At 75.5% G+C, this 24,637-nt stretch carries 20 protein-coding genes; 6 read left to right on the top strand and 14 right to left on the bottom strand.

Features of this window, described 5'->3' with window-relative positions; translation table 11 throughout:
- The first annotated feature begins 1 nt into the window (after position 1).
- The 4 genes from FJQ57_RS18595 to FJQ57_RS18580 are packed head-to-tail and all read left to right on the top strand — an operon-like array spanning position 2 to position 6,332.
- Positions 2-1,756, top strand: coding sequence for an ATP-binding protein (locus tag FJQ57_RS18595; RefSeq protein ID WP_139983229.1), 1,755 nt, complete (start codon positions 2-4; stop codon positions 1,754-1,756).
- 32 nt (positions 1,757-1,788) lie between these two features.
- Positions 1,789-2,949 carry an exonuclease SbcCD subunit D gene (locus FJQ57_RS18590; protein ID WP_139983227.1) on the top strand — a complete coding sequence of 387 codons (1,161 nt, stop codon included), beginning with the start codon at positions 1,789-1,791 and terminating at the stop codon, positions 2,947-2,949.
- Position 2,950: 1 nt separating this feature from the next.
- Positions 2,951-5,398 (top strand): AAA family ATPase, encoded by a 2,448-nt coding sequence (locus tag FJQ57_RS18585; protein WP_139983225.1) that lies wholly within the window; start codon positions 2,951-2,953, stop codon positions 5,396-5,398.
- A gap of 1 nt (position 5,399) precedes the next feature.
- Complete coding sequence (locus FJQ57_RS18580; RefSeq protein WP_139983223.1) at positions 5,400-6,332, top strand: hypothetical protein; 933 nt, start codon at positions 5,400-5,402, stop codon at positions 6,330-6,332.
- Positions 6,333-6,335: 3 nt separating this feature from the next.
- Here FJQ57_RS18580 and FJQ57_RS18575 read toward each other — a convergent pair whose 3' ends face one another.
- On the bottom strand, positions 6,336-7,934 hold the full coding sequence (locus FJQ57_RS18575) for an ABC-F family ATP-binding cassette domain-containing protein (protein WP_139983221.1): 1,599 nt from the start codon (positions 7,932-7,934) through the stop codon (positions 6,336-6,338).
- Positions 7,935-7,955: 21 nt separating this feature from the next.
- Between FJQ57_RS18575 and ypfJ the strand changes: the two genes are divergently transcribed.
- Positions 7,956-8,915, top strand: a complete 960-nt coding sequence (gene ypfJ, locus FJQ57_RS18570; RefSeq protein WP_139983219.1) for a KPN_02809 family neutral zinc metallopeptidase — start codon at positions 7,956-7,958, stop codon at positions 8,913-8,915.
- Between the two features lie 16 nt (positions 8,916-8,931).
- On the opposite strand, the gene FJQ57_RS18565 is transcribed toward ypfJ, so the two are convergent.
- A complete protein-coding gene (locus FJQ57_RS18565) occupies positions 8,932-9,858 on the bottom strand; it encodes a phosphotransferase (RefSeq protein ID WP_139983217.1) in 927 nt (308 codons plus the stop codon).
- A 187-nt stretch (positions 9,859-10,045) separates the two neighbouring features.
- Here FJQ57_RS18565 and FJQ57_RS23670 point away from each other — a divergent pair, with 187 nt between their 5' ends.
- Positions 10,046-11,374: a lytic transglycosylase domain-containing protein gene (locus FJQ57_RS23670; RefSeq protein ID WP_425465432.1), complete on the top strand. Its 1,329-nt coding sequence runs from the start codon at positions 10,046-10,048 to the stop codon at positions 11,372-11,374.
- Between the two features lie 21 nt (positions 11,375-11,395).
- Here FJQ57_RS23670 and FJQ57_RS18555 read toward each other — a convergent pair whose 3' ends face one another.
- Genes FJQ57_RS18555 through FJQ57_RS18505 form a run of 12 tightly spaced genes read right to left on the bottom strand, consistent with a single transcriptional unit; the run spans position 11,396 to position 24,563 of the window.
- Positions 11,396-12,022 (bottom strand): hypothetical protein, encoded by a 627-nt coding sequence (locus FJQ57_RS18555; RefSeq protein WP_139983213.1) that lies wholly within the window; start codon positions 12,020-12,022, stop codon positions 11,396-11,398.
- A 30-nt stretch (positions 12,023-12,052) separates the two neighbouring features.
- Positions 12,053-12,637, bottom strand: coding sequence for a phage tail protein (locus FJQ57_RS18550; protein ID WP_139983211.1), 585 nt, complete (start codon positions 12,635-12,637; stop codon positions 12,053-12,055).
- The gene (locus FJQ57_RS18545) at positions 12,634-14,589 is read right to left on the bottom strand and encodes a putative baseplate assembly protein (protein WP_139983209.1); all 1,956 of its coding nucleotides are present in this window, start codon (positions 14,587-14,589) and stop codon (positions 12,634-12,636) included. Before FJQ57_RS18545 ends, FJQ57_RS18550 begins: the two co-directional genes overlap by 4 nt.
- 10 nt (positions 14,590-14,599) lie before the next feature.
- Positions 14,600-15,025, bottom strand: a complete 426-nt coding sequence (locus tag FJQ57_RS18540; RefSeq protein ID WP_139983207.1) for a GPW/gp25 family protein — start codon at positions 15,023-15,025, stop codon at positions 14,600-14,602.
- Positions 15,025-16,785, bottom strand: coding sequence for a phage baseplate assembly protein V (locus tag FJQ57_RS18535; RefSeq protein ID WP_139983205.1), 1,761 nt, complete (start codon positions 16,783-16,785; stop codon positions 15,025-15,027). The genes FJQ57_RS18540 and FJQ57_RS18535 overlap by 1 nt, the downstream gene beginning before the upstream one ends.
- Complete coding sequence (locus tag FJQ57_RS18530) at positions 16,785-17,441, bottom strand: CIS tube protein (protein WP_139983203.1); 657 nt, start codon at positions 17,439-17,441, stop codon at positions 16,785-16,787. Before FJQ57_RS18530 ends, FJQ57_RS18535 begins: the two co-directional genes overlap by 1 nt.
- 1 nt (position 17,442) lies before the next feature.
- Entirely contained in the window at positions 17,443-21,255 is a 3,813-nt protein-coding gene (locus FJQ57_RS18525; protein WP_139983201.1) for a hypothetical protein, read from the bottom strand.
- Positions 21,256-21,274: 19 nt separating this feature from the next.
- A complete protein-coding gene (locus FJQ57_RS18520) occupies positions 21,275-21,769 on the bottom strand; it encodes a phage tail protein (protein WP_139983199.1) in 495 nt (164 codons plus the stop codon).
- Entirely contained in the window at positions 21,759-21,935 is a 177-nt protein-coding gene (locus FJQ57_RS22680) for a DUF6760 family protein (protein WP_170219495.1), read from the bottom strand. Before FJQ57_RS22680 ends, FJQ57_RS18520 begins: the two co-directional genes overlap by 11 nt.
- A gap of 5 nt (positions 21,936-21,940) precedes the next feature.
- Positions 21,941-22,456, bottom strand: coding sequence for a hypothetical protein (locus tag FJQ57_RS18515; RefSeq protein ID WP_139983197.1), 516 nt, complete (start codon positions 22,454-22,456; stop codon positions 21,941-21,943).
- The gene (locus FJQ57_RS18510; protein WP_139983195.1) at positions 22,453-22,932 is read right to left on the bottom strand and encodes a phage tail protein; all 480 of its coding nucleotides are present in this window, start codon (positions 22,930-22,932) and stop codon (positions 22,453-22,455) included. The genes FJQ57_RS18515 and FJQ57_RS18510 overlap by 4 nt, the downstream gene beginning before the upstream one ends.
- Positions 22,933-22,988: 56 nt before the next feature.
- Entirely contained in the window at positions 22,989-24,563 is a 1,575-nt protein-coding gene (locus FJQ57_RS18505; RefSeq protein WP_139983192.1) for a phage tail sheath family protein, read from the bottom strand.
- Positions 24,564-24,637 lie beyond the last annotated feature (74 nt).

Below are 24,637 nucleotides of genomic sequence, written 5' to 3'. Positions count from 1 at the left end.
CGTGACGACCGACGACGTGACCCGCGACCCCGTCGGCCGGGTGCTGGGCACCCAGCCGGCCTCGCCGCTGACCTTCTGGACGGCCCTGCTGCCCGAGCAGTGGCTGCAGCTCGACGACGTCGTCGTCACCGAGCGCGACGTGCCCGGTCGCGGCCGGGTCGTCACCTCGGGCATCGTCACCCAGGTCGAGGCCCGCCACGAGGGCGCGACCTTCGCCTCCGACGTCCACCTGATCGCCGACGGCACCCTCCCGGCCGAGGTCGTCGAGCAGGCCGAGGTCACCGTGACCCGGGTCGAGCCCGAGCTGTACGTCCCGCCCACGCCGGGCGCCGCCGTACGCCGGGCCGAGGCCGGCGAGCGCGACGCGGCGCTCCACTTCGACGCCATGGAGCGGCAGCTGCCCATCGGCACCGGCCGCGACGGCCGCCCGGTCTTCGCCAACTTCGACTTCGTCGACGGCACCAAGGGCGCCCACGTGTCGATCTCCGGCATCTCCGGGGTGGCCACCAAGACCAGCTACGCCCTGTTCCTGCTGCACTCGGTCTTCACCTCCGGCGTGCTCGGGGCCAAGGCCGCCAACACCAAGGCGATGGTCTACTGCGTCAAGGGCGAGGACCTGCTCTACCTCGACTACCCCAACACCCGGCTCACGCCCGAGGCCGAGGCCGACTACGCCCTGCTCGGGCTGCCCGCCACCCCGTTCCGGTCCGTGCACGTCTTCGCCCCGCCCCGGCCCGGCGACCCCTCGGGCACGCCCGCGGTGACCGGCCGCCAGGGCGGGGCCGTGACCTCGATGTTCTGGACGCTGGCGGAGTTCTGCCGCGACGAGATGCTGCCGTTCTGCTTCGCCGACGCCGAGGACGACCGGGCGCAGTACACCCTGCTCATCGGGCAGGTCGCCGCCCGCCTCAAGCGCGAGGCCGTGCCCATCGGCGACACCGGCGCCGTCCAGGTCGCGGGCCACACCGTCCGCACCTGGGAGGACCTCGTGCGGCTGCTCGACGCCGAGCTCACCGACGACGCGACCCGCAGCGGGTGGACCCCCGGCGCGACGGCCCTGGGGTCGGTCAACGCCTTCCTGCGCCGGCTGCACTCCTCGGTGCGGGCCCTCGGGCCGCTCGTCCGGGGCGACCTCGACCTGCGCGACCGGGTGCCGGTCTCGACCTCGCAGGCCCAGGTCACCGTGGTCGACATCCACTCCCTGCCCGACCGGGCGCAGCGGTTCGTCGTGGGCACCACCCTGCGCCGCCAGCTGCGCGACAAGGAGGCCAGCGGCACCGCCGACCCGCTGACCTTCATCGTCCTCGACGAGCTCAACAAGTACGCCCCGCGCGAGGGGTCGCACCCGATCAAGGAGATCCTCCTCGACGTGGCCGAGCGCGGCCGCTCGCTCGGCGTCGTGCTCGTCGGGGCGCAGCAGACCGCCTCCGAGGTCGAGCGCCGCATCGTGTCCAACTGCGCGATCCGGGTCGCCGGCCGGCTCGACCCGGCCGAGGCCGGCCGCCCCGAGTACGGCTACCTCCCGCCGTCCCAGCGCCAGCGGGCGCTCCTGGCCAAGCCGGGCTCGATGTTCGTCAGCCAGCCCGACCTGCCCGTGCCGCTGGCCGTCGGCTTCCCCTTCCCGGCCTGGGCCACCCGGGCTGCCGAGGCCGGCGCCCCGCCCGAGGCGCCCACCGGGGTGCAGGCGAGCAAGGTCGCCGCCGACCCGTTCGCCCGCTTCACACCCGACCGCGGCGACGACCCCGCCCCCTTCTGAGCCGACCGCCCCACCGAGACACCTGGAGCCCCGTGCGCATCCTGCACACCGCCGACTGGCACGTCGGCAAGGTCCTCAAGGGCCGCCCCCGCCTCGAGGAGGAGCACCGCCCGGTGCTCCGCGACCTCGTCCGCACCGCGCACGAGGAGGACGTCGACCTCGTCCTCGTCGCCGGTGACGTGTTCGACACCGCCGCGCCCACGCCCGCCGCGCAGCAGCTGGTCATGCAGACGCTGATGCAGCTCAACGCCGACGGCCGCAGGGTCGTCGTCCAGGCCGGCAACCACGACAACCCGCGCCAGCTCGACGTCTTCCGGCCCCTGCTGGCCGAGCTCGGGATCACCGTCGTCGGCCTGCCGGTGGGCCCCGCCGACGGCGGGCAGGTCGAGATCACCACGCGCGCCGGCGAGACGGCCCGGCTGGCCGTGCTCCCCTGGGTCTCGCCCCGGAGCGCGGTCAGTGCGGTGCAGGCGATGACGCGCACGCAGGCCGAGGTCAACCGCGACTACGCCGACAACGTCGCCCGCATGGTCCAGGTGCTCTGCGACGGGTTCGACCGCCCGGGTGCGGTCAACCTGCTGATGACCCACGCCACCCTCGTCGGCGGCACGAAGGGCGGCGGCGAGCGCGACACCCACCTGTTCGACTACTCGGTGCCCGCGACCGTCTTCCCGCCCCACCTGCACTACGGCGCCCTCGGCCACCTGCACCGCCGCCAGGTGGTGCCCGGGCCGGTGCCCCTGCACTACAGCGGTGCTCCGCTGCAGGTCGACTTCGGCGAGGTCGACAACACGCCGGGCGTCGTCGTCGTCGACGTCACGGCCGAGACGCCGGCGGTCACCCGCGACGTCCCGCTCACCGGCGGACGGACGCTGCGCACGGTGGCCGGCACGCTCACCGACCTCGAGGCGCTCGCACCGCACACCGACCCGCGCGACTGGCTGCGGGTCGTCGTCCGCGAGCAGCCGCGCACCGGCCTGGCCGACGACGTGCGCGACCTCCTGCCCGGTGCGCTCGAGGTCCGCATCGACCCCGAGCTGGTCGCGGCTGCCGGCGGCCCCGCCACCGACCGGCTGGCCGGGCGCAGCCCGGTCGAGCTGTTCGGCGACTACCTCGCCAGCCTCGAGCGGGCCGACGCCGAGGTCCTCGGCCGTCGCTTCGCCGAGCTCCACGACGCCCAGACGGGAGCCTGAGGTGCAACCCCTCCGCCTCGACCTCGAGGGCTTCGGCACGTTCCGGGCCGCCCAGACCCTCGACCTGTCCGACGCCGAGTACTTCGCGCTCGTCGGCCCCACCGGCTCCGGCAAGTCGACCATCATCGACGCCCTCTGCTTCGCCCTGTACGGCACGGCGCCGCGGTGGCGCGACGAGCGGCAGATCCACCTCGCCCTCGCGCCGTCGACCACCCGCGGCTCGGTGTGCCTGACCTTCCGCAGCGGCGGCCGCACGTACGCCGCCCTGCGGGTCGTCGTGCGCAACGCCCGCGGCCAGGTGGGCACCAAGCAGGTCCGGCTGGTCCGGCTCGCCGACGGCGCCGACCTCGGGGGCAGCCTGGCCGACCTCCTCGACCAGGAGGCCGAGGAGCTGGCCAACGGGCCGGCCGCGGTCCGCTCCGGCGTGGTCGAGCTGCTCGGCCTCACCTGGGACCACTTCGTGCAGTGCGTCGTGCTGCCGCAGGGTGACTTCGCCAAGTTCCTGGGCGCCCCGCGCCGGCAGCGCCAGGACCTCCTGGTCAACCTGCTGGGCCTCGGGGTCTACGACCGGGTCGCCACCGCGGCCCGCCGGATCGCCAGCGACGAGGTCGTCCGGCGACGCACCCTCGACGGGCAGCTGGAGCGGCTGGCCGACGCCACCGACGAGGCGGTGGCCGAGGCCCAGCTCGAGGCCGACCGGCTCGCCGGGCTGCGCGACGACCTGGCCGCGCTGGTCGAGCCGTGGACCGGCGCCACCCGTGCGCTGGCCGACGCCGACGACGCCGTGGCCGACCTCCAGCGGCGCTCGGCCCGGCTGCGGGCCGTGGCCGCCCCGCCCGGGCTCGCCGAGCTCGGGAGCGAGCGGTCCGCGTCCGAGGCCGCGGTGGCCACCGCCCGCGACCGGCTCGGGCGCGCGCAGGCCGCGGCCGAGAGCGCCGACGCGGCCGCGGAGGAGGCGGGTGACCCCCGCGACTGGGCCGGACTCGTCCAGGCCCACACCGCACTCGCCGACCAGCGCGCCCAGCGCGACGCCTGCGCGGCCGACCTCGCCGTCAGCCGCGAGTCGGCCGCGACCGCCGCGACCGCGGCCGAGCTGGCCGCCGCGACCACGGCGCGAGCCCGCGCCGACCTCGACGCCGTCCGCACCGCCCACGCCGCCGACGACCTGGCCCGGCACCTGGAGGCCGGGGAGGCCTGCCCGGTCTGCCTGCAGGACGTCGCCGTCGTGCCCGACCGGCCCGCGCACGCGGGCATCGCCGAGGCGGAGGCCGCGCTGGCCGCGGCCGTCGCCGCGGAACGCCGCACCTCCGCGGAGGCGACCACGACCGCGGGCGAGGTGGCCCGGCTCGAGGGGCGCCTGCACGACCTCGAGGGCCGCCAGGCCGAGATGACCGGCGCGCTCGAGGGCCGCGACGACCTCGCCACCGCCCAGGCCCGGCACCGCGCGGCCGTCGACGCCGCGGCGGCCGCGGCGACGGCGCGGCAGGAGCTGCGCGCCGCGGTCGGCGACCAGCGGCGGGCCGAGCAGGCCCTGGCCGCGTCCGGCGAGCGCTGGACCGCGGCCGGCGCCGCCCTCCACGATGCCCGGCAGGCCGTCGCGGCCGAGGACCCGCCACCGACGACCGGCGACCACGCCGCCGACTGGACGGCTGTCACGGCGTGGGCCGCGGCGCGCCGCGACGAGGTCGACGCGCAGGTCGCGGCGCTGCGCGAGGAGCAGCGCCGACGCGCCACCGAGGCCGAGACGCGCCGCGACGCGGTGCGCGACGCCCTGTCCGCGGCGGGGGTGCCCGCGCCCAGCCCGCTGACCGAGGTCGCGGTGAGCACCGCGGTCGGCTCGGCGGTGACCGCCGCCGGGGCCCGGGCCGACCGGTTGCGCGAGCGTGTCGCCGAGGCCGCCGACCTGCGCGCCCAGGTGGCCGCCTCGCTCGAGAGCGAGCGCGTCCACAAGACCCTCGGCCAGCTCCTCGACGCCACCCACTTCGAGCGCTGGATCGTCGAGGAGGCCCTGACCGGCCTGGTCGCCGAGGCCTCGCGGACGCTGCTCGAGCTCTCGGGCGGGCAGTTCGAGATCACCACCGACGACGAGCAGGAGCTGCTGGTCGTCGACCACAACGACGCCGGGAGCACCCGACCGGTCACCACCCTGTCCGGCGGCGAGACCTTCCAGGCGTCCCTCGCCCTGGCGCTGGCCCTGTCCACGCAGGTCGCCTCGCTCTCGGCCTCGGGCGCCGGGCGGCTCGACACGATCCTGCTCGACGAGGGCTTCGGCACCCTCGACCCCTCCACCCTCGACGTCGTCGCCGGCACGCTCGAGGCCCTCGCCGGCGGGGGCGGGCGCACCGTGGGGGTCATCACCCACGTCGCGGCCCTGGCCGAGCGCATCCCGACCCGCTTCCAGGTCGCCCGGGAGGGGTCCTCGTCCACCGTCACCCCGGTGGGGGCCTGAGGTGCGGGTCGCGGTCGACCCCTGGGACCCGGGCTACGGCACCCCGGGCGCCGGCGGCGAGCCCGACGACGTCTCGGCCCGCGTCACCCTCGACCTCGAGGTCCCGGCCGACCAGTGGCGACCGCTGCCGGCCGACCGCGAGGGCTGGGAGCCCACCCAGGTGCTCCTCGTCGACGGCGTACGCCGCGTCGACGCCCGCCTCTGGTTCGGGCTCGACGACGACCCGGTGCCCCAGCCCGGCCTGGCCGCGAGCCACGCCGCCGGGGTCGTGCGTCTCGACGGCTCCGCCCGGGTCGTGGCGCAGCGGGTCGAGCGCACGCTGTTCACCGCGCTCGGCGCGGCCCGCGACCTGGTGACGCCGCTCGGCACCTACCGGGTCGCCCACGCCGCCGGGGGCGACGACGACGCGCTCCGCCTGGCCCTGCAGCAGCGGATGACGTCGCTGGAGGTCGCCGTGGCCGACGCCGCCCGGGTCGACGACGACCTCCTCGTGGTCGACGGGCCCCTGCGCGGCCGCACCGCGCTCCCCCGGGCCATGGGCTACGTCAAGGCACACCACGCGACCTACCTCGACGACGCCCGCAACGCCGTGGTGGCCGCCCTGGGACCCTGCGAGCGCACGCCGGTCTTCACCATCGGCACCTCCTGGACGCGGCACGCCTGGTACCTCCGGCTGCCGACGTCCTCGACGATGCCGTGGGCCGGCATCGTGCGCTGCGAGGTGGCCGACACGCTCTCCCGCGGCGAGGCCGTGGCCCTGGCCGGCGTCTCGTGCCGGGTGCTGCCGCCCCTGGCCTCGCTGCCCCACAAGGACCCGCGCGCCCCGGCCAACCTGGTGCCGGTCGGCGGGCTGGAGCGCACGCTGCGGCACCGGCTCGGAGACGCGGTCAAGCTGCACCGCGCCATCACCGTGGCCGCGGCCCGGGTGGCCTAAGCCTCAGGCCAGCGAGACCAGGTCGGCGTACCCCTCGTTCCAGAGGTCCTCGTCGCCGTCGGGCAGCAGCAGCACGCGGTCGGGCTCGAGCGCGCGCACCGCGCCCTCGTCGTGGGTGACGAGCACGATCGCGCCCTCGTAGGAGCGGATGGCCGCGAGGACCTCCTCGCGGGAGGCCGGGTCGAGGTTGTTGGTGGGCTCGTCGAGCAGGAGCACGTTGGCGCTGGACACGACCAGCGAGGCCAGGGCCAGCCGGGTCTTCTCCCCGCCGGAGAGCACCCCGGCCGGCTTGGCCGCGTCGTCGCCGGAGAAGAGGAAGGAGCCGAGCACCGAGCGCGCCTCGGTGTCGGTGAGCTGGGGCGCGGCGGACTGCATGTTCTCCAGCACGGTGCGCTTGGTGTCGAGCGTCTCGTGCTCCTGGGCGTAGTAGCCGAGCTTCAGGCCGTGGCCGGGCACGACGGTGCCGGTGTCGGGCTGGTCGACGCCGCCGAGGATGCGCAGCAGCGTGGTCTTGCCGGCGCCGTTGAGGCCCAGGATCACCACGCGCGAGCCCCGGTCGATGGCCAGGTCGACGTCGGTGAACACCTCCAGCGAGCCGTAGGACTTCGACAGCTCGGCCGCGGTGAGCGGGGTCTTGCCGCACGCCGCCGGCTTGGGGAAGGCGATCTTGGCCACCTTGTCGGCCGCCCGCTCGGACTCCACGCCCGCCATCAGCTTCTCGGCCCGCTTGAGCATCGACTGCGCGGCCTGGGCCTTGGTGGCCTTGGCCCGCATCTTGTTGGCCTGGTCGGTGAGCGTCTTGGCCTTGTTCTCGGCGTTCATCCGCTCGCGCTTGCGGCGCTTCTCGTCGGTCTCGCGCTGCTCGAGGTAGCGCCGCCACCCCATGTTGTAGACGTCGATGACCTCGCGGTTGGCGTCGAGGTGGAAGACCTTGTTGACGGTCTGCTCCAGCAGCCCGTTGTCGTGGCTGATCACGATGAACCCGCCGCGGTGGGCCTTGAGGAAGTCGCGCAGCCACACGATCGAGTCGGCGTCGAGGTGGTTGGTCGGCTCGTCGAGGATGAGCACCTCGGCGTCCGAGAACAGGATGCGGGCCAGCTCGACCCGGCGGCGCTGGCCGCCGGACAGGGTCTTCAGGGGCTGGTGCAGGATGCGCTCCTCGATGCCGAGCGACGCCGCGATGGTGGCGGCCTCGGACTCCGCGGCGTACCCGCCGGCGGAGTGCATCTCGTCGTCGGCCCGCGCGTAGCGGCGCATGGCCCTCTCGCGCACGGCCGGGTCGTCGGAGCCCATCTGCTCCTCGGCCTCCCGCATCCGGCGCACGACGTCGTCGAGGCCGCGCGCGGACAGGATCCGCTCGCGGGCCAGGACCTCGGGGTCGCCGGTGCGGGGGTCCTGCGGCAGGTAGCCGACCTCGCCGGTGCGGGTGACGGACCCGGAGGCAGGCTGGTTGTCCCCGGCGAGGATCTTGGTGAGGGTGGTCTTGCCGGCGCCGTTGCGACCGACGAGGCCGACCTTGTCGCCGGCCGCGACCCGGAAGCTGACGTCGCTCATGAGGAGCCGGGCACCGACGCGGACCTCGAGCTGGTGGGCGGTGATCATGGCGGCCCCTAGTGTGTCAGCATGCGTTTCAACCCCAAGGCCCGGCTCGACAGCAGCCGGGTCGGCGACGCCGGACGTGGCGGCGGCGGGCTCGGAGGCGGCCTCGGCGGCGGGGGCGGTCGGATCCCGATCCCCGGCGGGGTCGCGGGCGGCGGCGGGGTCGTCGGCGTCATCATCGTGGTCGTCTTCGTGGCGATCCAGCTCTTCAGCGGCTCCGGCGGCGGGGGTGGCGGCCTCGGCGGCGGAGGCGGCCTCGGCGGCAGCACGCTCGACGCGAGCCGGCTCAACGACTCCGAGCGCTACACCTCCTGCCGCACCGGCGAGGACGCCAACCGCTCGGCCGACTGTGCACGCGTCGCGGTGGAGAACTCGCTGCGCGACTTCTGGTCCGACACCCTCGGCCCCGACTTCCGGCCCGCCGACATGATCGTCACGTTCACCGGGTCGGTCGCGACGAGCTGCGGCGAGGCGTCCTCGGCCGTCGGCCCCTTCTACTGCCCGTCGGACCGGCGCATCTACCTCGACTCGGGGTTCTTCGACGAGGTGCTCGAGCGCCAGCTCGGCGGGCCCGACGGCGGGTTCGTCGAGCCCTACGTCCTCGCCCACGAGTACGGCCACCACGTCTCCAACCTGATCGGCACCATCGGCCAGGTCCGCGGCGACCGCGGTCCGCAGAGCTCCGGCGTACGGCTGGAGCTGCAGGCCGACTGCTTCGCGGGCATGTGGGCGCGGGTGGCCACCACGACCGAGGACGCCGACGGCAACGTCCTGCTCGCCGAGCTCACCGACGACGACATCCGGCTCGCGCTCGACGCCGCGGCCGCGGTCGGTGACGACCGCATCCAGCAGAAGACCACCGGCCAGGTCGACCAGGAGTCGTGGACGCACGGCTCGGCCGAGCAGCGCCAGCGGTGGTTCCGCACCGGCTACGAGCAGGGCTCGATGGAGGCGTGCGACACCTTCGGCGCTGCGTCGGTCTGACCCGCTCGGGGGCGACCTACCAGCCGAGCAGGGCCTCGACGTGCGGGGCGATGCGTTGCAGCGCCCGGAGGTACGGCGCCACGGCGGGGTGGCGGTACTTGCCGGCCAGCGCCCCCTCGCCCGTCGCGACGCGGGCCAGGGCCCACTCGGCGCGGCCGAACGCGGTGAAGACGGCGGTGACCCGTGCTCCCAGCAGGACCTCGTCGGTCGTGGCCACGTCGTGGCGCTCGCCGAGGCCAACGAGGTAGGCGTCGAGCAGGGGCTCGAGCTCCTCGCGCGCACCCAGCGCGAAGTAGCCGAGATCGCCCCCCACCGGGCCCAGTCCGAGGGTCGCCCAGTCGATCGCGACGGCGTCGTCGCCCGCCCGGCCCGGGACGTTGCGGTGGGAGGGGTCGCCGTGCTGCGGCACCTGGGGCAGGCCGTCGAGCAGCTCGCAGAACTCCTCGCGGCGTGACCACAGGTGGTCGGCGACGTCGGCCGCGGTGGTGCGGGCCAGCGTGGGCCAGCCCCCGGCCCGGTGCTCGGTGCGGGCGAGGCGCTGGCGCAGCTGCTCGCGCACCAGGAACCGGGGTCGCGGCAGCTCCGCCCCAGCGAAGCGGCCGAGCGAGACGGCCACGAACAGCCCGCTCGTGGCGGCGTCCTCGACCCACTCGCGCGTGATCGTGATGCCGGCGTCGTCCTCCTCGACCGCGGCCTCGACCGAGCGGAGCCCCGGCGCGCCGGCCACGACCCGCGTCTCGAGCACGTCGGCCTCGCGCCGCCAGTAGGCCGCGTGGCGCGGGTCGGACAGCTCGGCCGGGTCGTGCGGCTCCGGGGCCGCGAGCCGCTTGACGACGACCGGCTGGTCGCCGTACGCCGTGCGCCACACCCCCACCGTCGAGGCCCCGCTGCCCGCGGGCAGGGCGTGCCACCCCGGGTCGGGCTCCCAGGTCGGTGGGCGCATGGCACGGACGCTACACACGCCGCGCGCCTCCGGGCGGCACCCGACGCGCGACGGTCCCTCGTGTCCTGCCGGGCGGGGCGGCAGCACGCGGCTCCGGCCAGTTCGGCCAAACGGCGGACGGCACACCCCGAAGGCTGGTTTGATCGAGCGTCGGCGTCGTCGGGAGGCGCCCCACCCCCGGGAGCCTGTGTTGTCGAGCGCGCTGCGACGTGGCCTGACCGGCGTCCCGCTCGCGCTCCTCTCGACCGCCTGGTGCGTGCACGCCGCCGGTGCCCCGGCCACCACCGCCACGGCCGCTCCGGCCACCCCCGCCCCCGGCATCGCCGCCACCCTGACCGTCCCGGCCGAGGGCTTCGACGCCCCCGTCAGCGTCACCCCGTCGCCGGGCGGCGTCGTCGCGACCGACGGCGTCCTCCCGGTGGTCACGGGGGCGACCACGACCGTCGACGTCCCCGCCCGCGCCCTGGCCGCCTACCAGCGGGCCGAGGCCGTCATCAACGCAGCCGACCCCGGCTGCCACCTGGCCTGGCAGGCCGTGGCCGCGCTGGGCCGCATCGAGTCCGACCACGGCCGGTACGCCGGGGGTGCGCTCGACGCCGACGGACGGGCGACGCCGTCCATCCTGGGCATCCGCCTCGACGGGTCCAGCGGCACGGCGGCGATCCGCGACACCGACGCCGGCGACCTCGACGGCGACACCGCGTGGGACCGGGCCGTCGGCCCGATGCAGTTCATCCCGTCCACGTGGGCGGCCGTCGGGGTCGACGCCGACGGCGACGGCGCCCGCGACCCCCAGGACATCGACGACGCGGCCCTCGCCGCCGCGGTCTACCTCTGCTCCGGCTCCGACGACCTCGGCACCGACGCCGGCCTGCGGGCCGCGGTCTTCCGCTACAACCACAGCCAGGCCTACGTCGACCAGGTGCTGGCCGTGATGGCCGACTACCTCGCCGCGGGCGACGGCGCTGCCGGCACGGGCGACCCGGCCGGCACCGCCACGGTCGTCCAGGCCGCGCCGCCCCCGCCCGTCGGTCCACCGGTGCCCGGCGTCCCGGTCGGCGGCCCCGGTGCCGGCGGGACGGGCCTGGTCGCCGGCGCCGGCACGGTGTCCTTCGTCGTCGAGACCCCCCAGGGCAGCGGCACCCCGCCGCTCCTGGGACCGGTCGTCCCCGGCTCCCCCGTGACCACCGGACCGAGCACCCCCTGGACCCCCGGCCCCGGCCCGACGGGCCCGACGGCGCCCACGCACCCGACCGATCCCACGGACCCGACCGGACCCGACCCGACCGACCCGACGGGCCCGTCCGGACCGACAGGCCCGTCCGGCCCGACCGATGGCGAGCTGGCCTGCACCGCCGCCGGGCACGTCGACGACCCGCTCGACGCCGACGACGTCTGGGACCGGTGCCTCGCGGCCGAGGAGCCTCCCGTCGACGAGCCGACCCCCGCGCCGGAGTCGCCCGTCGAGCCTCCGCACGTCACGCCGAGCTCCGGCGCCTCCCCCGACGTCCCCTAGCACCACCGGGGCACGCCGGCCTCAGCCCAGCAGGACCACGAGCACCACGACGAGCAGCAGCAGCGTCACGCCGCCGAGCACCCACCACCACACGGGAGTGCGGGTCGGCTCGGGCTGCGGCTCGGGCGCGGGCGGCGGGGTCGGCGCGACCACGACCGGCGGGGGCGGGGCGACCGGGTGCAGGTCGCCCCCGCACCGCAGGCACAGCACGCCGGAGACCGGGTTGACCTCGGAGCAGTGCGGGCACGGGAGGGATCCCACGGTGGTGCGCCCGGCGGTGCCGGGCAGCCGCCGCAGCGCCGCCGCCCCGGCCCCCTCCTCGTCGCCGCGGACGACCTGGTCGGGGGTCCAGAACAGCGGGAAGTCGCAGGTCGCGCAGAAGTCGTGCGACTCCCGGCGGTTGACCGCCACCCGGGCCACCGTCCCGCACTCGGGGCAGGTCACCTCGCGGCCGGTGCCGGCGTACGACGGCGACGTGGTGGGCCCGGTCGGCCCGGTCGGCTCGTCGGCGGGCGCGTGGGCGTCGCGGTCGGTCGACGGGTCCTGCGACGCCGACCAGGAGGTCGTCTCGTCCGCGTGCGCGTCGGAGCCCTCCGCGTCCCACGGACCCTGCGAGAGGTCCTCGGGGGACCGCACGTGCCTGCTCACCGAGCACCCACCTTCCAGCTCACGTCGTGCTCACCACTCGTCGTCGTGCTCGGAGTCCCAGACCACGCGGTCGGCGACCCACAGCTGCGCCCGGACGTGGGCCGGGACCTCGTCGCGGACCATGTCCACGAACGCGTCCTCCGGCACCGCACCCGTCGAGGCCACGTGCATCCGGACCCAGGCCGTGTCGGCCGGGACCTCCCCCGCCCGCCACACCCCGCCGCCGTCCTCGACCTCGGCGGCACCGCCGCTGAGGAGCTCGAGGTAGGCGCGGAGCCCCTGGACCGTGCCGCGTGTGGCCAGCGTCTGCGCAGCGGTCGCCACGATACGGCGTCGCAGCTCGGCCGGCATGGAGTTGTCGAGCTTCTCCACCCCGATCCACGAGCCCAGCCAGGCGATCGAGCTCTCCGGCGCGACGGTGAGGTCGACGGCGTGGTCGACGTTGTCGGCGTCGTCGAGCAGCGAGGACCCGAGCTCCTGGAAGATCGAGACGAAGCGGACGAAGAAGTCGTGGGCCAGCATCTGCACCGGCAGCTGGCGCAGCATCCAGTCGTCGGGGCGCGCGCGCCGTGCCGGCCGGGCCGGCAGGCGCGCGGAGCGGACCAGCGAGCTCATCGCACGACCACCTGGTGGGCGGCGGAGAGGAACAGCGACTGGCGGTCGAGGCGCACGACGTCCTTGGCCGCGCCGAGGCGGCGACCGGTGCGCAGGTCGTACTCGAACAGCAGCGCCTCCTCGACCCGCTCGACGCCCTCGACCGACTCGAGCAGCTGGGTGATGCCGGCGACGTTGAGATCGGCGTCGAAGGGCCAGCCCGCGCTGTCGGGCCCGCCGGTGAGGGGGTTGATGAAGCGGTTGAGGGCGTCGACGGCCCGCTGCTTGACCAGGCCCTGCGGGCGGCCGGGGGCGCCGTGGACGAGCGCGACGACGGACACGCCCTGGTAGAAGGGCGTGGTCACCTCCGCCGACGTGCCGACGACGCGGTGGCGGTCGAGGTGGTCGGAGATCGTGCGCATGAGGGAGTCGGAGATGGCGAAGTCGTCGATGCCGTGGCCGCCGACGTCGCCGCGCACCTGCGGCACGACGAGCAGCTGCACGGTGCCGTTGCCGCGTCGGGCCGAGCGGCACCGGGCGCGGGCGACCTGGGGCGAGGCCTCGAGCGTGAGGCGCTCGTAGTCACCCGCGGTGACCGCGCGCTGGCCGGTGCGCAGCGCGAGCGGGCCGCGCACCTTGGCCTCGGCGACGGTCTCGGCGTCCACGCCGCCGGTCGCGGCGCGCAGGTTGGTCACGCCGCTGACGAAGGGGACGGTCGATCGCAGCAGGGTCAGGGTGCGGGCGCCGACGTTGCCGCGCGAGCCGCCGCCGTGGCGGTAGCCGGTGACCTCGACGAACGCGCCGTCGCGCGGGATCGCGCCGTGCTGGCGCACCGAGCCGTCGGGGTAGCGCACGCTCGGCCCGAAGACGACCTCGCCCGTCGAGCTGTCCCACACGTAGTGCCGGTCGCGGTGGTCGGAGCCGGAGAAGTCGGCGACCTCGGTCCACTCGTGCACGTGCTCGCCGTCGACGACGCGCACGGTCTCGCCCTCGCGGCGCGGCAGCACCGGGGCGTGGGCGACGGCGAACTTCTGGGCCGGCGCGCCCTCGCTGCGGCCGAGCTGCTCGGCCTCGGCCGTCTCGGCGTGCTCGGCCGGCACGGTGCCGCCGAGCGCGGAGACCTCGACGCGCTGCAGCCGCGGCGAGGCCTGGTACGTCGGCCGACCGCTGGCGGTGGGCAGCAGCCGGGCCCGCAGCCAGTGGGCCGTGCGGTTGCCGATGCTGAGCGGCTGGTGCTCGACGGGCACGAGCAGGACGATCTCGCCGGCGCGGTTGAGGCCGCCGGTGGTGTCCTCGTAGACGTCGGCGGCGATCCAGCCCTCGCCGTTCCAGACCTCCCAGGCGATGGGCGGGTTGCGGGGGTCGACGCCGATGCCCTCGGCCTCGGCCGTCACCGACAGGCGCAGCACCATGCCGGCCAGGGAGTCGGCGAACCCGAGGCAGAAGGTGTCGCCCGCGGTCATCGTGGACGAGGCGAAGGTGCGGGCCCCCTCGGTGCTGAACCGCAGGTCGTCCCACACGTCCTCGACGCGGCCCTCGAGCACCGTGGTCACCTTGGCCGTCTCCAGGACCGGCGGGGCGATGACGAGGTCGGTGACCGTGCTGAACACGACCGGGTCCTCGCGGCCCGCGCTGGCGCCGGCGACCGTCATGACCTCGGTGCCCGACGGCACGACGACCGGGGCCTCGAGCACCGCGGAGAGCCAGAACGTGAGGTTGGTCGAGGCGACCGACGGCGGGAACGGCTGGATGCCGACCATGTTGAGGAAGTGCGTGTAGAGCCGCTCCGGCACCTGGTTGACCCGGTACAGGACCATCTCGCTCATCCACGCGAACAGCTCGATCAGCGCGACGCCGGGGTCGGAGACGTTGTGGTTGGTCCACTCGGGGCAGAACCGCGGGATCATCCGCTTGGCCTCGTCGACGATGTCCTGGAACGTCCGGTCGTCGAGGGCGGGGGTGGGAAGGGGCATGGCTCGCGTCCTACTCGGCGTCGTGCGGGATGACGTAGAAGGGGTAGACCAGGTTGCGCCGGTCGTTGGTGGCGCGGACCCGGTAGCCGACGTGGATCTGCACCAGCGCCGACTGGTCGTCGTCGGGGCGGCTGACGACCTCGTCGACGACGATGCGCGGCTCCCACTGGGCCAGGGCGGAGCGGACCGCCTCGTTGATCAGGCCGAGCAGGTTGGGCGTCACCGGCTCGAAGAGCAGGTCCCAGATGCGGCAGCCGAACTGCGGGCGCATGAGCCGCTCCCCCGGCGCCGTCATCAGCACCAGCTCGATCGAGCGGTCGAGCTCGGGGACGCCGTCGGAGAGCCGGAGGGCGCCGGTCTGGTCGACGCCGAGCGGCCAGCCGAGGCCGCGGCCGACGAAGGACCCGTCGTCGCTGGTCAGGGAGGTCTCGGTCATCAGTTGATCGCCACCGTCGCGCCCTTGAGGGTCAGCGGCCCGCTGGCCTCGACCGAGCCGACGCCGTCGGCCTTGACCTGCACCTGCGCGCCCTGGACGGCGACGCCGGCGTTGCCCTTGACGGTCACCTTGCTGGTGGCCGTCAGCTTGATCTCGGACTTGGCCTTGAGCTCGATGTTGTTGCCCTCGATCGTCACGTCGCCGTTCTTGGCCAGGGTGATCGAGGCCTGGCCGTTGGTCAGCTTGATGGGGGTGCCGTCGGAGACGACGTCGACCTGGTCCTTGCCGAGCCGGATCTTGTCCTTCTTGCCCTCCAGGGTGATCAGGACGTGCTGCTCGGCGGGCGAGGTCCCGTCGGCCAGCTCGACGACGTGCCCGAGCCGGGAGGTGATGCGGCGGAACTTCACCTTGTCCTGGTCGAGGGTGTCGGCGCTCGGCAGCGTGTTCTTGGTGGAGTAGAGGCCGCCGAGGACGACCGGGCGGCGTGAGTCCCCGTGCTCGAAGGCCACCAGCACCTCGTCGCCGACCTCGGGGAACAGGACCATGCCGCGCGACTTGCCCGCCCCCAGGGTGACGATCCGGCCCCACGCCGACTCCACCAGGTCGTCGACGACCTTCCAGGTGACCTTGACCCGCCCCTTGTTGTCGGGGTCCTTGACGTCGCTGACGACGGCGGGGTGCACGCCCGGTACGTCGAGACCGGCGCTCGGGCGCGAGCCGCCCAGCAGGTCGACCAGGCCGGACGGACGCACCGGACCGGCGGTGAAGCGGGTCGTGAACCCGGAACGGTTGTAGGTGTGCTCGATCCGGCTGAGCCGGTAGGTGCCGGACGCGGGACCCGCGTTGTCGACCGTCACAGCCGTGGTCAGGGTGAGCGCGGGTGCGACCACGCCGGTGCCGGTGGCCACGACGGACGCCGAGGCCGCCTCGGCGAACCGGGCCTTGGCGAGGGTGTCGGCCTCCGCGGCGTCCAGGGGCCGGTCGGCGGCGAGGGCGACCGCAGTCGTCACGCCGGTCGCGGCCTTGCGGCCGGCCGCGGAGGCCACGAACTCCGACTCCTTGGTCCGCTTGGTCTCGTAGGTGCCGGTGATGGCGGCCTGCTGGTCGGGGTTCCACCCACGGACCTCGACCTTCTCCGGACCGGTCGCCGTCGCGCGGACCGAGAACGAGGTCAGGTCGGGGGTGCCGAGGCGCAGCGTCGCCGTACCGGACCCCGCCCCGGCGGCGGCGATCTTGAGCTGCTTGCCCTGCACCCACCAGACCAGCCCGGCCCGCGCGCAGATCTCCTGCAGCATGGCCAGGTGGGTGCCGGCCTGGAGGACGTAGGGCAGCTGGGTCTTCGGCAGCACGCTGGCGTCCTGCCCACCGAGGCTGAGCCCGGCGGCGCTGGCCATCTTGGAGACGAGGTCGCTGTGGCTGTGGTTGGTGAAGGCCTTGTTCTGGGTGCCGCGCCCGAGCCGGCAGGCCCGGTCGTCGACGGTGACGACGAGCTCGGGCGCGGGACGGTCACCCTGCTCGAGCGCGATGGCGGTCACCTCGCCCGACAGCAGCGTCGTGCCGCCGGCCCTGACCTCGACGTCGGCGGCGATCGGGAACAGGGCCGAGGTCGCCATCTCGTAGCCGGTGTCGACGAACCGCAGCACGGCCCGGCCGGGCAGACCGAGCCCGAGGTCGATCCGCAACGAGGTCAGGGCGTCGTTGGTGCGGGCCGTCAGCGGTCGGCCGTTGACCTCGACGACCGGGGCGAGCGGTGGCGGCATCAGCCCTCCAGCCGCGGCACGTCGATCACCGTGCCGGGGCGGACCGCGAGCGGGTCCTCCAGGCCGTTGGCGTCGGCCAGCATCCGCCACCGCGTGCTGTCGCCGTAGTAGCGCGCGCTGATGCGGTCGAGGGTCTCGCCGGGCAGGACCCGGTGGGTGCGGTGCGGCTTGGGCGTGCCGGAGGTCGGGTTCTGGGGACCGAAGGCGTGGGACTCCTCGTACTGGCGCAGCTCCAGCGCCATCCGGGCGCGCAGCGGCACCCCGCTGGAGGAGAAGTAGGTGAAGGTGAGCCGCAGGTCCTGCACGACCGCCTTGAACGAGTGCAGGTCGCCCCAGTGGAAGGTGACCGTCGGCGGCCGGACGTTGTTGCTGGCCTCGTCGCTGCCGGGCAGGTCGGGGTCGACGTCCATCAGGGCCAGGATCTTGCCGGTGTGGGTCGTCACGGCCGTGCCGTCGGAGGTGGTGTCGAAGAACAGGTCGAGCCGCATCCAGCCCGAGCTCGCGCCGGCGTACCGCAGCTGCGAGACGCCCTTGCCAGGCATCGGGTTGGACACCCAGTTGTTGCTGCGCCCGACGCTCAGCGTCTCGGGGTTGTAGAGGCACGGCACCCGCGCCCCGTCCTCGATCTCGAGGAACGCCTTCTCCAGCTCCGCCATCTCAGATCACTCCCCAGTCCTGGCGCCGACCGCGCCGCTCGAGCTCGTCGATGACCCGCTCCTCGATCCGCGCGACGACGGCGTCGACGAGGGCGTCCATGGCCTCGCCCGGCAGGACCACGCCCGTGGCGGGCTCGCCGCCCGCGGCGGTGGCGGGCTCCCAGGTGGAGGGGACATCGTCGGGTGCGGTGGCCAGCCGGCGCACGATGGCGCCACTCCCCGGCGGGTCGGCCGACCAGTGCGCTGCGGGGTCCATGGTCCCTCCCGGGAGCTCGCTGTGACGTGCCGGCAGACCGCCGGGCTGCTCGGCGAGCAGGCGGCGTACGACGCCGGCCGCGGCCGAGGTGGAACCGCCGGACGCCGGGGCGGACCCCGCGGCGTCGGCGAAGAGGTGGGCGGTGGCCGCGACGAGCGACCCGCCCGCGGGCGCAGCGGCCGGGGTCGCGGGCGTGGTGGTGCGGGCGACGGCGGGCACGGGCGGGGCGCCGCCGGCTCCCGTGGTCGCGGTGCTGCGGGGGGCGATGCTGACCCTGGGCGGGGCGACCGTCATCCGGCGCAGGCTGCCGGCCGCGACCTGGTCGGCGACCGAGGGACCGCCGGGCACAGGCGACCGGCCACCGGGACGGGCCACGTCGGGCACGGGCGGGCCGCCGGCCGGACCAGAGCGCAGGGCCGGGACGCCTGCTGTCCCGCCGGCGCGCACCAGGGCCCCGGTGCGGGCGGCCGAGCCCGCGGGGCCGGCGGTGACGAGGCCCCCGAGGGCGGGGCCCGGGGTGGACCCGGCGGCCGGAGCGCCCGGGGCGGGCACCGCGGCCGGGGTCGTCGTGGCGAGGCGTCGGACGGGTCCGCCAGGGCGGGCCCAGCGGAGGACGGTCGAGGTGTCACCGCGGCGGCCAGCGCCCGGGACGGCCGTGCCGGTCGTGCCGGTCGGGCCGCTCGGGCCGCTCGCGCCGGTCGTGCTGCTCGTGCCGGTGCGGGACCGGGCGGCGGATGCGCTGCGCACCCCGGCCCCGACGGACGCGACAGCGCCGCTGGTGGCGGGACGGATCTCCTCCGGCGCCGCGAGCGCCGAGGCGAGCGACCGGCCGGACTCGAGGCCGTGGACCGGTGCGCGACGCACCGAGTACAGCTCGGGCATCGGGTGGGCGGCCGCGGAGACCGCGCCGATCGGGCCGACCACGCGGCTGATCCGGGGGCCGACGACGGGCACGACCTCGACCGGCGGCGCGGACGCGGGGCCGGTGGTGTGGAGGGCGGCCGCCGGGGTCTGGAGCGACGCCGGGGCGCCCGGGACGCCCGTGCTGGGGCTGGTGGGGCTGGTGAGGCCCGTGGCCGGCGTGCGGCGCAGGGGCGTGCTCGCCGCGCCCGGGGCGGCCGGGGTCGGGGCGTCTGGGTTCGCTGTCGGGGCGCCCGGGGCGGCCGGGGTGCCGGGCGCCCATGCCTCAGCCGGCCGGGCGGGCGGGGTGGGGGCGGTCGTCGGGGCTGCCGACGAGGCGGCGGACGGCGCCGAGGCGGCCGGGGTGCGGCGCAGCGCGGCCGGACCGGCCACCGCCCCGCGGGAGGGGGTGTCGCCTGCGCGGCGTGCCGGCACGGCGGTGACGCCGCCGGTGCCGACCGTGAGCCGGGTGGGGTCGGTGGCCGGGCGGAGCTGCTCGTCACCGCCGAAGACGCGGCGCAGCCGGCGCGGCGCAGCGGGGGCCAGGTCGGCCCCGGGCCGGGCGGCGACGCCGCCCCGAGCCGCACTGGACGGAAGGTGCGGGGTGGACGGCGCAGCCGACGGGTTGGCCGCGGGACCCGGGCCGGACCCGGGGGCGAGGGCCCGGCGCAGTGGGGTCGCGGCAGCCTCGGGCACGGCTCCGGGTGCGGGCCGGGTCGAGGTGGTGCCGACGGCCGCCCCGGGCGCGGCGTCGGTGCCGCGGAGCTCGGGGGCCAGCGGGGTCGCCGATCCGGACGCCGCCGGGCGGGCGGACCCGCCCACGCCCGGCGTCGACGACGGAGACGTCGGGGTGGGGGTCGCCCCGCTCGGCGCGGTCCGGACCGGGGCGGCGACGCCTCCGGACCCGGCGGGAGCGGCACTCGCAGCGGCCGTGCGGGCCACCGGCGCGACCGGGGTCGTGGGTGTCGTGGGCGTGGTGGACGCCGAGGTGCGCGCGACGGGGGCGGGCGTGGCGGCCGCCGGGGTGGCCGTCGTGGTGGCCGTCGGGGTGGTCGTCGTGGTCACCGGCGTGCGGGTCAGCGGCAGGCCCGCGGTCCGGCCGGCCTGGCGCATCACGACGCTGGACGCCGACCAGGCGTCGCGCCGCGAGGCCCCGGCGCGCGCCGCGAGCGCGGGGCTCGAGGCCGGGGCCGAGGCGGCGATCAGGGACGGCCCGGCCGCCGCGACCGGGGCCGAGGCCCGGACGCTGCCGGACAGGGCGGCATCGGCCTCGCGGCGCAGCGGCGCCACCGCGCGCGGGGTCGCACCCGGGCGGGCGCCGAGGGCGAGCCGCCGGGCCACGAGCCGCGACCCGACCGGCTGGCCACCCAGGCGCCACCCGGCCCGGGGCGGGGCGGCCGCGGGGGGTGCGCCGGCGGGGGCCGCGGCGGGTGCGGACGCGAGAGCGGTCGCGTTCGGGGCCGAGGCGGTGCTCGTCGACGAGCCGGACCTGGCGATCGGGGCAGCCGGGGCCGCGCTCGGAGCGGCGGCGCCCCCCGGGCCGGCGGGCGTGCGGCGGACCTCGGTCGCCCGACCGGCGGGCGTGGGACCGTCGGCTGCCGGAGGAGCCGTGGGCATCGCCGCGGACGACGGGGCCTGTGCCCCCGGGGCGCCGGGTCCGCGGGGTGCGGGACCGGGGCCGGACGAGCCCCGGACTCCCCCGCCACCCCCGCCGCCCGAGGGGCCGGGGCCCCCGGGGCCCCCGGGTCCGTCGTCGGAGCCGCCGGAGGGGCCGCTGCGGGGCATCGCCGGGCCAGGCGCCGTGGCGGCGCTGCCCGACGCGCTCGAGGGCGTCGGGCCGGACGAGGCCGGGCCGGCCGGGTCCGGGGTGCGGCGGACGGCGTCCGCACGACCGGCGTCCGATCCGGTCGTCGGCGCGGGCGCGGAAGCGGTCGGGGCAGGCGGCACGGCCGTCGACGGGCCGGGCGACGCGGACGCCGGGGCGGGTGTCGCGGCGGGTGCCGGGATGGGTGCCGGGATGGGTGCCGGGATGGGTGCCGGGGCGGGTGCCGACGGCACCGCGCGGCGTACGACGGGGGCGGGCTCGACCGGCAGCGGCGCGACCCGCTGCGCGGCGCGGAGCCGGGCGTGGTCGGTGGCGTTGAGCATCGGGCCCGCGGCCTGCACCTCGGTGTGGCGACGTACGGGCACGACCTCGGCGGTCAGGCCGCCGAGGATGCCGCCGGGTGTGTAGGTGTCCTCGTGCGGGACGGACCGCGCGGCCCGGGGCAGCTTGCGCTCGGGCAGCGCGTCGGTGGACACGGGCCGCGACGGCGCCAGCCACGGGACGGCCGCACGGCGCAGCGGGGCCGGGGCGGCCGCGCGGGCCGTCGACGTCGGGGCCGCGGCGGGCGCCTCGTCGACCTCCTCGGGTCCGGTCCACCACCGCGGCGGGCGCACGGCCGGCTCGGGACCGGCCAGGGCGCGGCGGATGTCGACCGGGCGTGACGTCGAGGCCGCGAAGCGCGAGACCGCGGAGGCGATCGACCCCACCCGCGTCGGGAGGGGTCGGCCCAGGGGCGGGCCGGGCTTGCGGAGCCGACGCACGACCGTCGCCCCGAGCCACGGCTCGGGGCGCTCGGGACGGTCGGGGCGGTCGTGCCCGCTGGTCTCGCTCATCGTCGGTAGGCCTCGGTGCTCACTTGTCCTGCGCGCGGAACCCGTGGTGGGCGATCTCGAGCTCCTCCTCCAGCGCGTCCTGGCTGTCGACGGAGAAGTCCGGCCCCTTCCACCGTACGGGGAAGACGTCGATCAGCTCCCAGGCTCGCAGCCGGGTGCCCTGGTGGTCGAGCGCCGTGACGGCGCCCGTGGAGCGGACCAGCTTGTTGCCGGACGTGGCGAACCCCTCGCCCGAGCTCTTGGAGAGCCAGTCGAACAGGGCGTTGCCGGAGGTGACACCGCGCTTGAAGACGAGGTTGGGCCAGCTCATCCGGCCGGGCACCCGGTGGTGGAAGCTGTTCTGCCCGCCCTCGCGGACCTCCTCCACCGCCACCGTGACCTGCAGCCCGTGCAGCTCGCGGAAGACGCCGATCTCGACGCCGTCGAGCTCGAAGAGGAACCGGTTGGCGGTGGGGACGTCGCCGCCGAGGAGCTCGACGGACTCACCCCCGGCGCCGCCGCTGTTACTGGCCATGCTCACGGACCACCTGCCAGGCTCGTTCGTTCAGGGAGACCACGGCCCGGACCATCCGGACCCGGTCCATGTGCTCGAGGTCGAGCAGCTCGTCGAGCGGCCAGTGCAGGTGGTAGGCCAGGTAGGCGATCTCCTGCCACAGGGCGTCGCTCGGGTAACGCATCATCGCCGTCAGCCGGCGCCGTAGGAGACCCGCCCGGTCACGCCCGGCCGCGAGGAGCCGGGACCGTCGTCGACCGTGTCGCCGGCGTCGTCGGCGTCCCCGCCCTGGTCGGGCGCACCGTCCTCGGCCCCCGGCTCGGGCGCGCTGGGCGCCGCGGGCCGGGCCGCCGGGGAGCCCACCAGCGTGGTGGCCTCCTGGGCGGCGATGAGGGCCTCGAACTCCTCCTGGTTGCCGAAGTTGATGACCCCGTAGAAGTCCTGCAGGAACGCGAGGTCGACGGCGAAGAGGCCCTCGATGACGTGGGAGTTGACCTGGTCGAGCGTGCCGAGACCGGTGACCACCCTCGTCAGGACGAGGATGGTCAACCGGGGGTCGTCGGGGCCCTGCACCGTGGGGTCCCGCAACGGCGCGAGCTCGTCCCGCGCCGTTGCGAGCCGCATGGTGCCCTTGCGGTGGAGGCCGCCGTCGTCGTCCACGTAGCCGCGCGGCAACGTGAACTCGTACGAGGTGCGGAGACTGCTCACTTGATCCTGTCGAGGCGCTCGATGACCAGGGTGATGGTCTCCTTCACGGCCTCGTTGGAGTCGGTGCTGACCGCGTCGGTCGCGATCTTGCTGGGCCAGCCCTTGGAGAAGTTGAAGCGGCCGACCTCGGCGTAGGCGCCGTCGTACAGGACGATGGAGCCGTCCTTGCGGGTGGCGGTGCGGGCGGTGCCGCCCATGCCCTTGTCGCGGATGTCCTTGAACCACTTCCAGATCGGGTCCGACATGGCGTCCATGGGGGCCATCCGGGTGATCGTGATGTCGGCGGCCTTGTTGATGTTGCCGCGGGTCTTGACCATCTCCGAGCGGCCGGTCTTGCCGACCTGCTGGATGGAGACGACGTCGGCCTCGACGTCGAGACCGGACACGCCGGTCAGGATGATGTTCTCGCCGGCGATCTCCAGGTAGAAGTTCTGGGCGACGATCGGGTCGGTCGAGATGAGGGCCTCGTTGGGCATGCTCTGCTCTGCTTCCTGTGTCTACGGGTGGGTGGCGTGGGAGTGGACTCCGGCGGTCAGCCGGCGACCTGCTTCTTCTGGCTGATGCGGAACACGACGAACTCGGCGGGCTTGACCGGCGCGATGCCGACCTCGACGACGAGCATGCCCGCGTCGACCGACTCCGGCGGGTTGGTCTCGGCGTCGCACTTGACGTAGAACGCCTCGTCGGCCGACAGGCCGGACAGCGCGCCGGCGGTCCACAGGCCGCGCAGGAAGCCGCTGACGGTCCGGTTCACGCCCTCCCACAGCGCCATGTCGTTGGGCTCGAAGACGGCGTACTGGGTGCCCTCGAGGATGGTCGACTCGACCATGTTGAACAGACGACGGACGTTGATGTAGCTCCAGTCGGTGTCCGAGGCCAGGGTGCGCGCACCCCAGATGCGGATGCCGCGGGTGCCGAACGGGCGGATGCAGTTGATGCCGATCGGGTTGAGCAGGGACTGCTCGTTCTGGGTGACCGCGCGCTCGATGTCGAGGACGCCGCGCATGGTGTCGTTGGCCGGGGCCTTCCACACGCCGCGGGTGTCGTCGGTGCGGGCCCACACGCCGGCGATGTGGCCGGACGGCGGCATCAGGATCTCGCTGTCGCCGTTGGTGCCGATCGGGTTCTCGACCTTGATCCAGGGGTAGTACAGCGCGGCGTACGCGGAGTCGTACATCGCGACCTCGCTGCGCCACTCCTTGATCTGCTGGGGGTTCATGCCGGGAGGCGCGTCGAGGACCGCCATCCGGTTGCCGTTCTGCTCGCAGTGGGAGATCAGGGCGGTCTGGACGGCCTTCCACAGGCCGAGGTCGATGCTGCCGTCCTCGCTGGTGGCGGCGGTGACGAGGTCGGGGACGACGACCATGGTGACGTCCTCGGCCACGGCCAGGCCGCCGATGCCGGCGCGGGCGGACTCGGAGCCGGCGAACTTGCGGCCGTTGACGGGCACGGCGACCGGGGCGGCCTTCTCGAGGTCGTAGAAGCCGGGCTTGACCAGCTCGAGCTGGTTCTCCACGTCGGCGTCCTCGGCGAGGTCGAGCTCGACCTTGACCTTGGTCGAGGTGGCGTTGACCTTGGTGGCGACGTTGTTCTCGCCCTTGGCGAAGCCGAGGCCGGAGAAGGTCTCGACCGGGTCGCCGCCCTCGAGGATGGTCATGGTGAACGTCGAGGGGCCGTCGTCGTCGCTGTCGCCCGGGTCGTCGGTGGTGATGGCGACGGTGATCGCGGCGTCGGGCTCGATGCTGGTCACGGCGACCGGCAGGCCGAGGGCGCGGTCGGCGGCGGGCAGCGCCAGGCGCGAGGGCTCGCCGGCCGGCTCGGTGTTGGGGACGCGGCAGATGTAGGCGATCGAGCCGCCGTTGGCGAAGTAGCCGTAGACCGACAGCGGGAGCATGCAGCCGGGCGCGAAGCCGCCGTACAGGCTCTCGAACTGGGTCCAGCTGGTGACCAGGCGCGGAGCCAGGCCTTGGGGGTCGTTGGGGTCGTCGGTGGGGGCCAGCTCGGTGAAGCCGACGAACGCAGCCACGGCGGTGGGTGCGGCCGAGAGGATCTTCTGCGAGGAGGGGACCTCTTCGACGTACACACCCGGTGCGGTGTAGGTGGGCATGGTGTCTCCGCTCACGATGGGACGGCCGGTCGGGATGACCGGCAGTGGTCTGGTCAGGCATGACCAGCAGGCGA

This window comes from Nocardioides litoris, from assembly GCF_006346315.1.
Lineage (GTDB): Bacteria > Actinomycetota > Actinomycetes > Propionibacteriales > Nocardioidaceae > Nocardioides > Nocardioides litoris.
The sequence above is the reverse complement of the archived record's forward strand: the minus strand, read 5'-3'. Positions and strand labels throughout refer to the sequence as shown.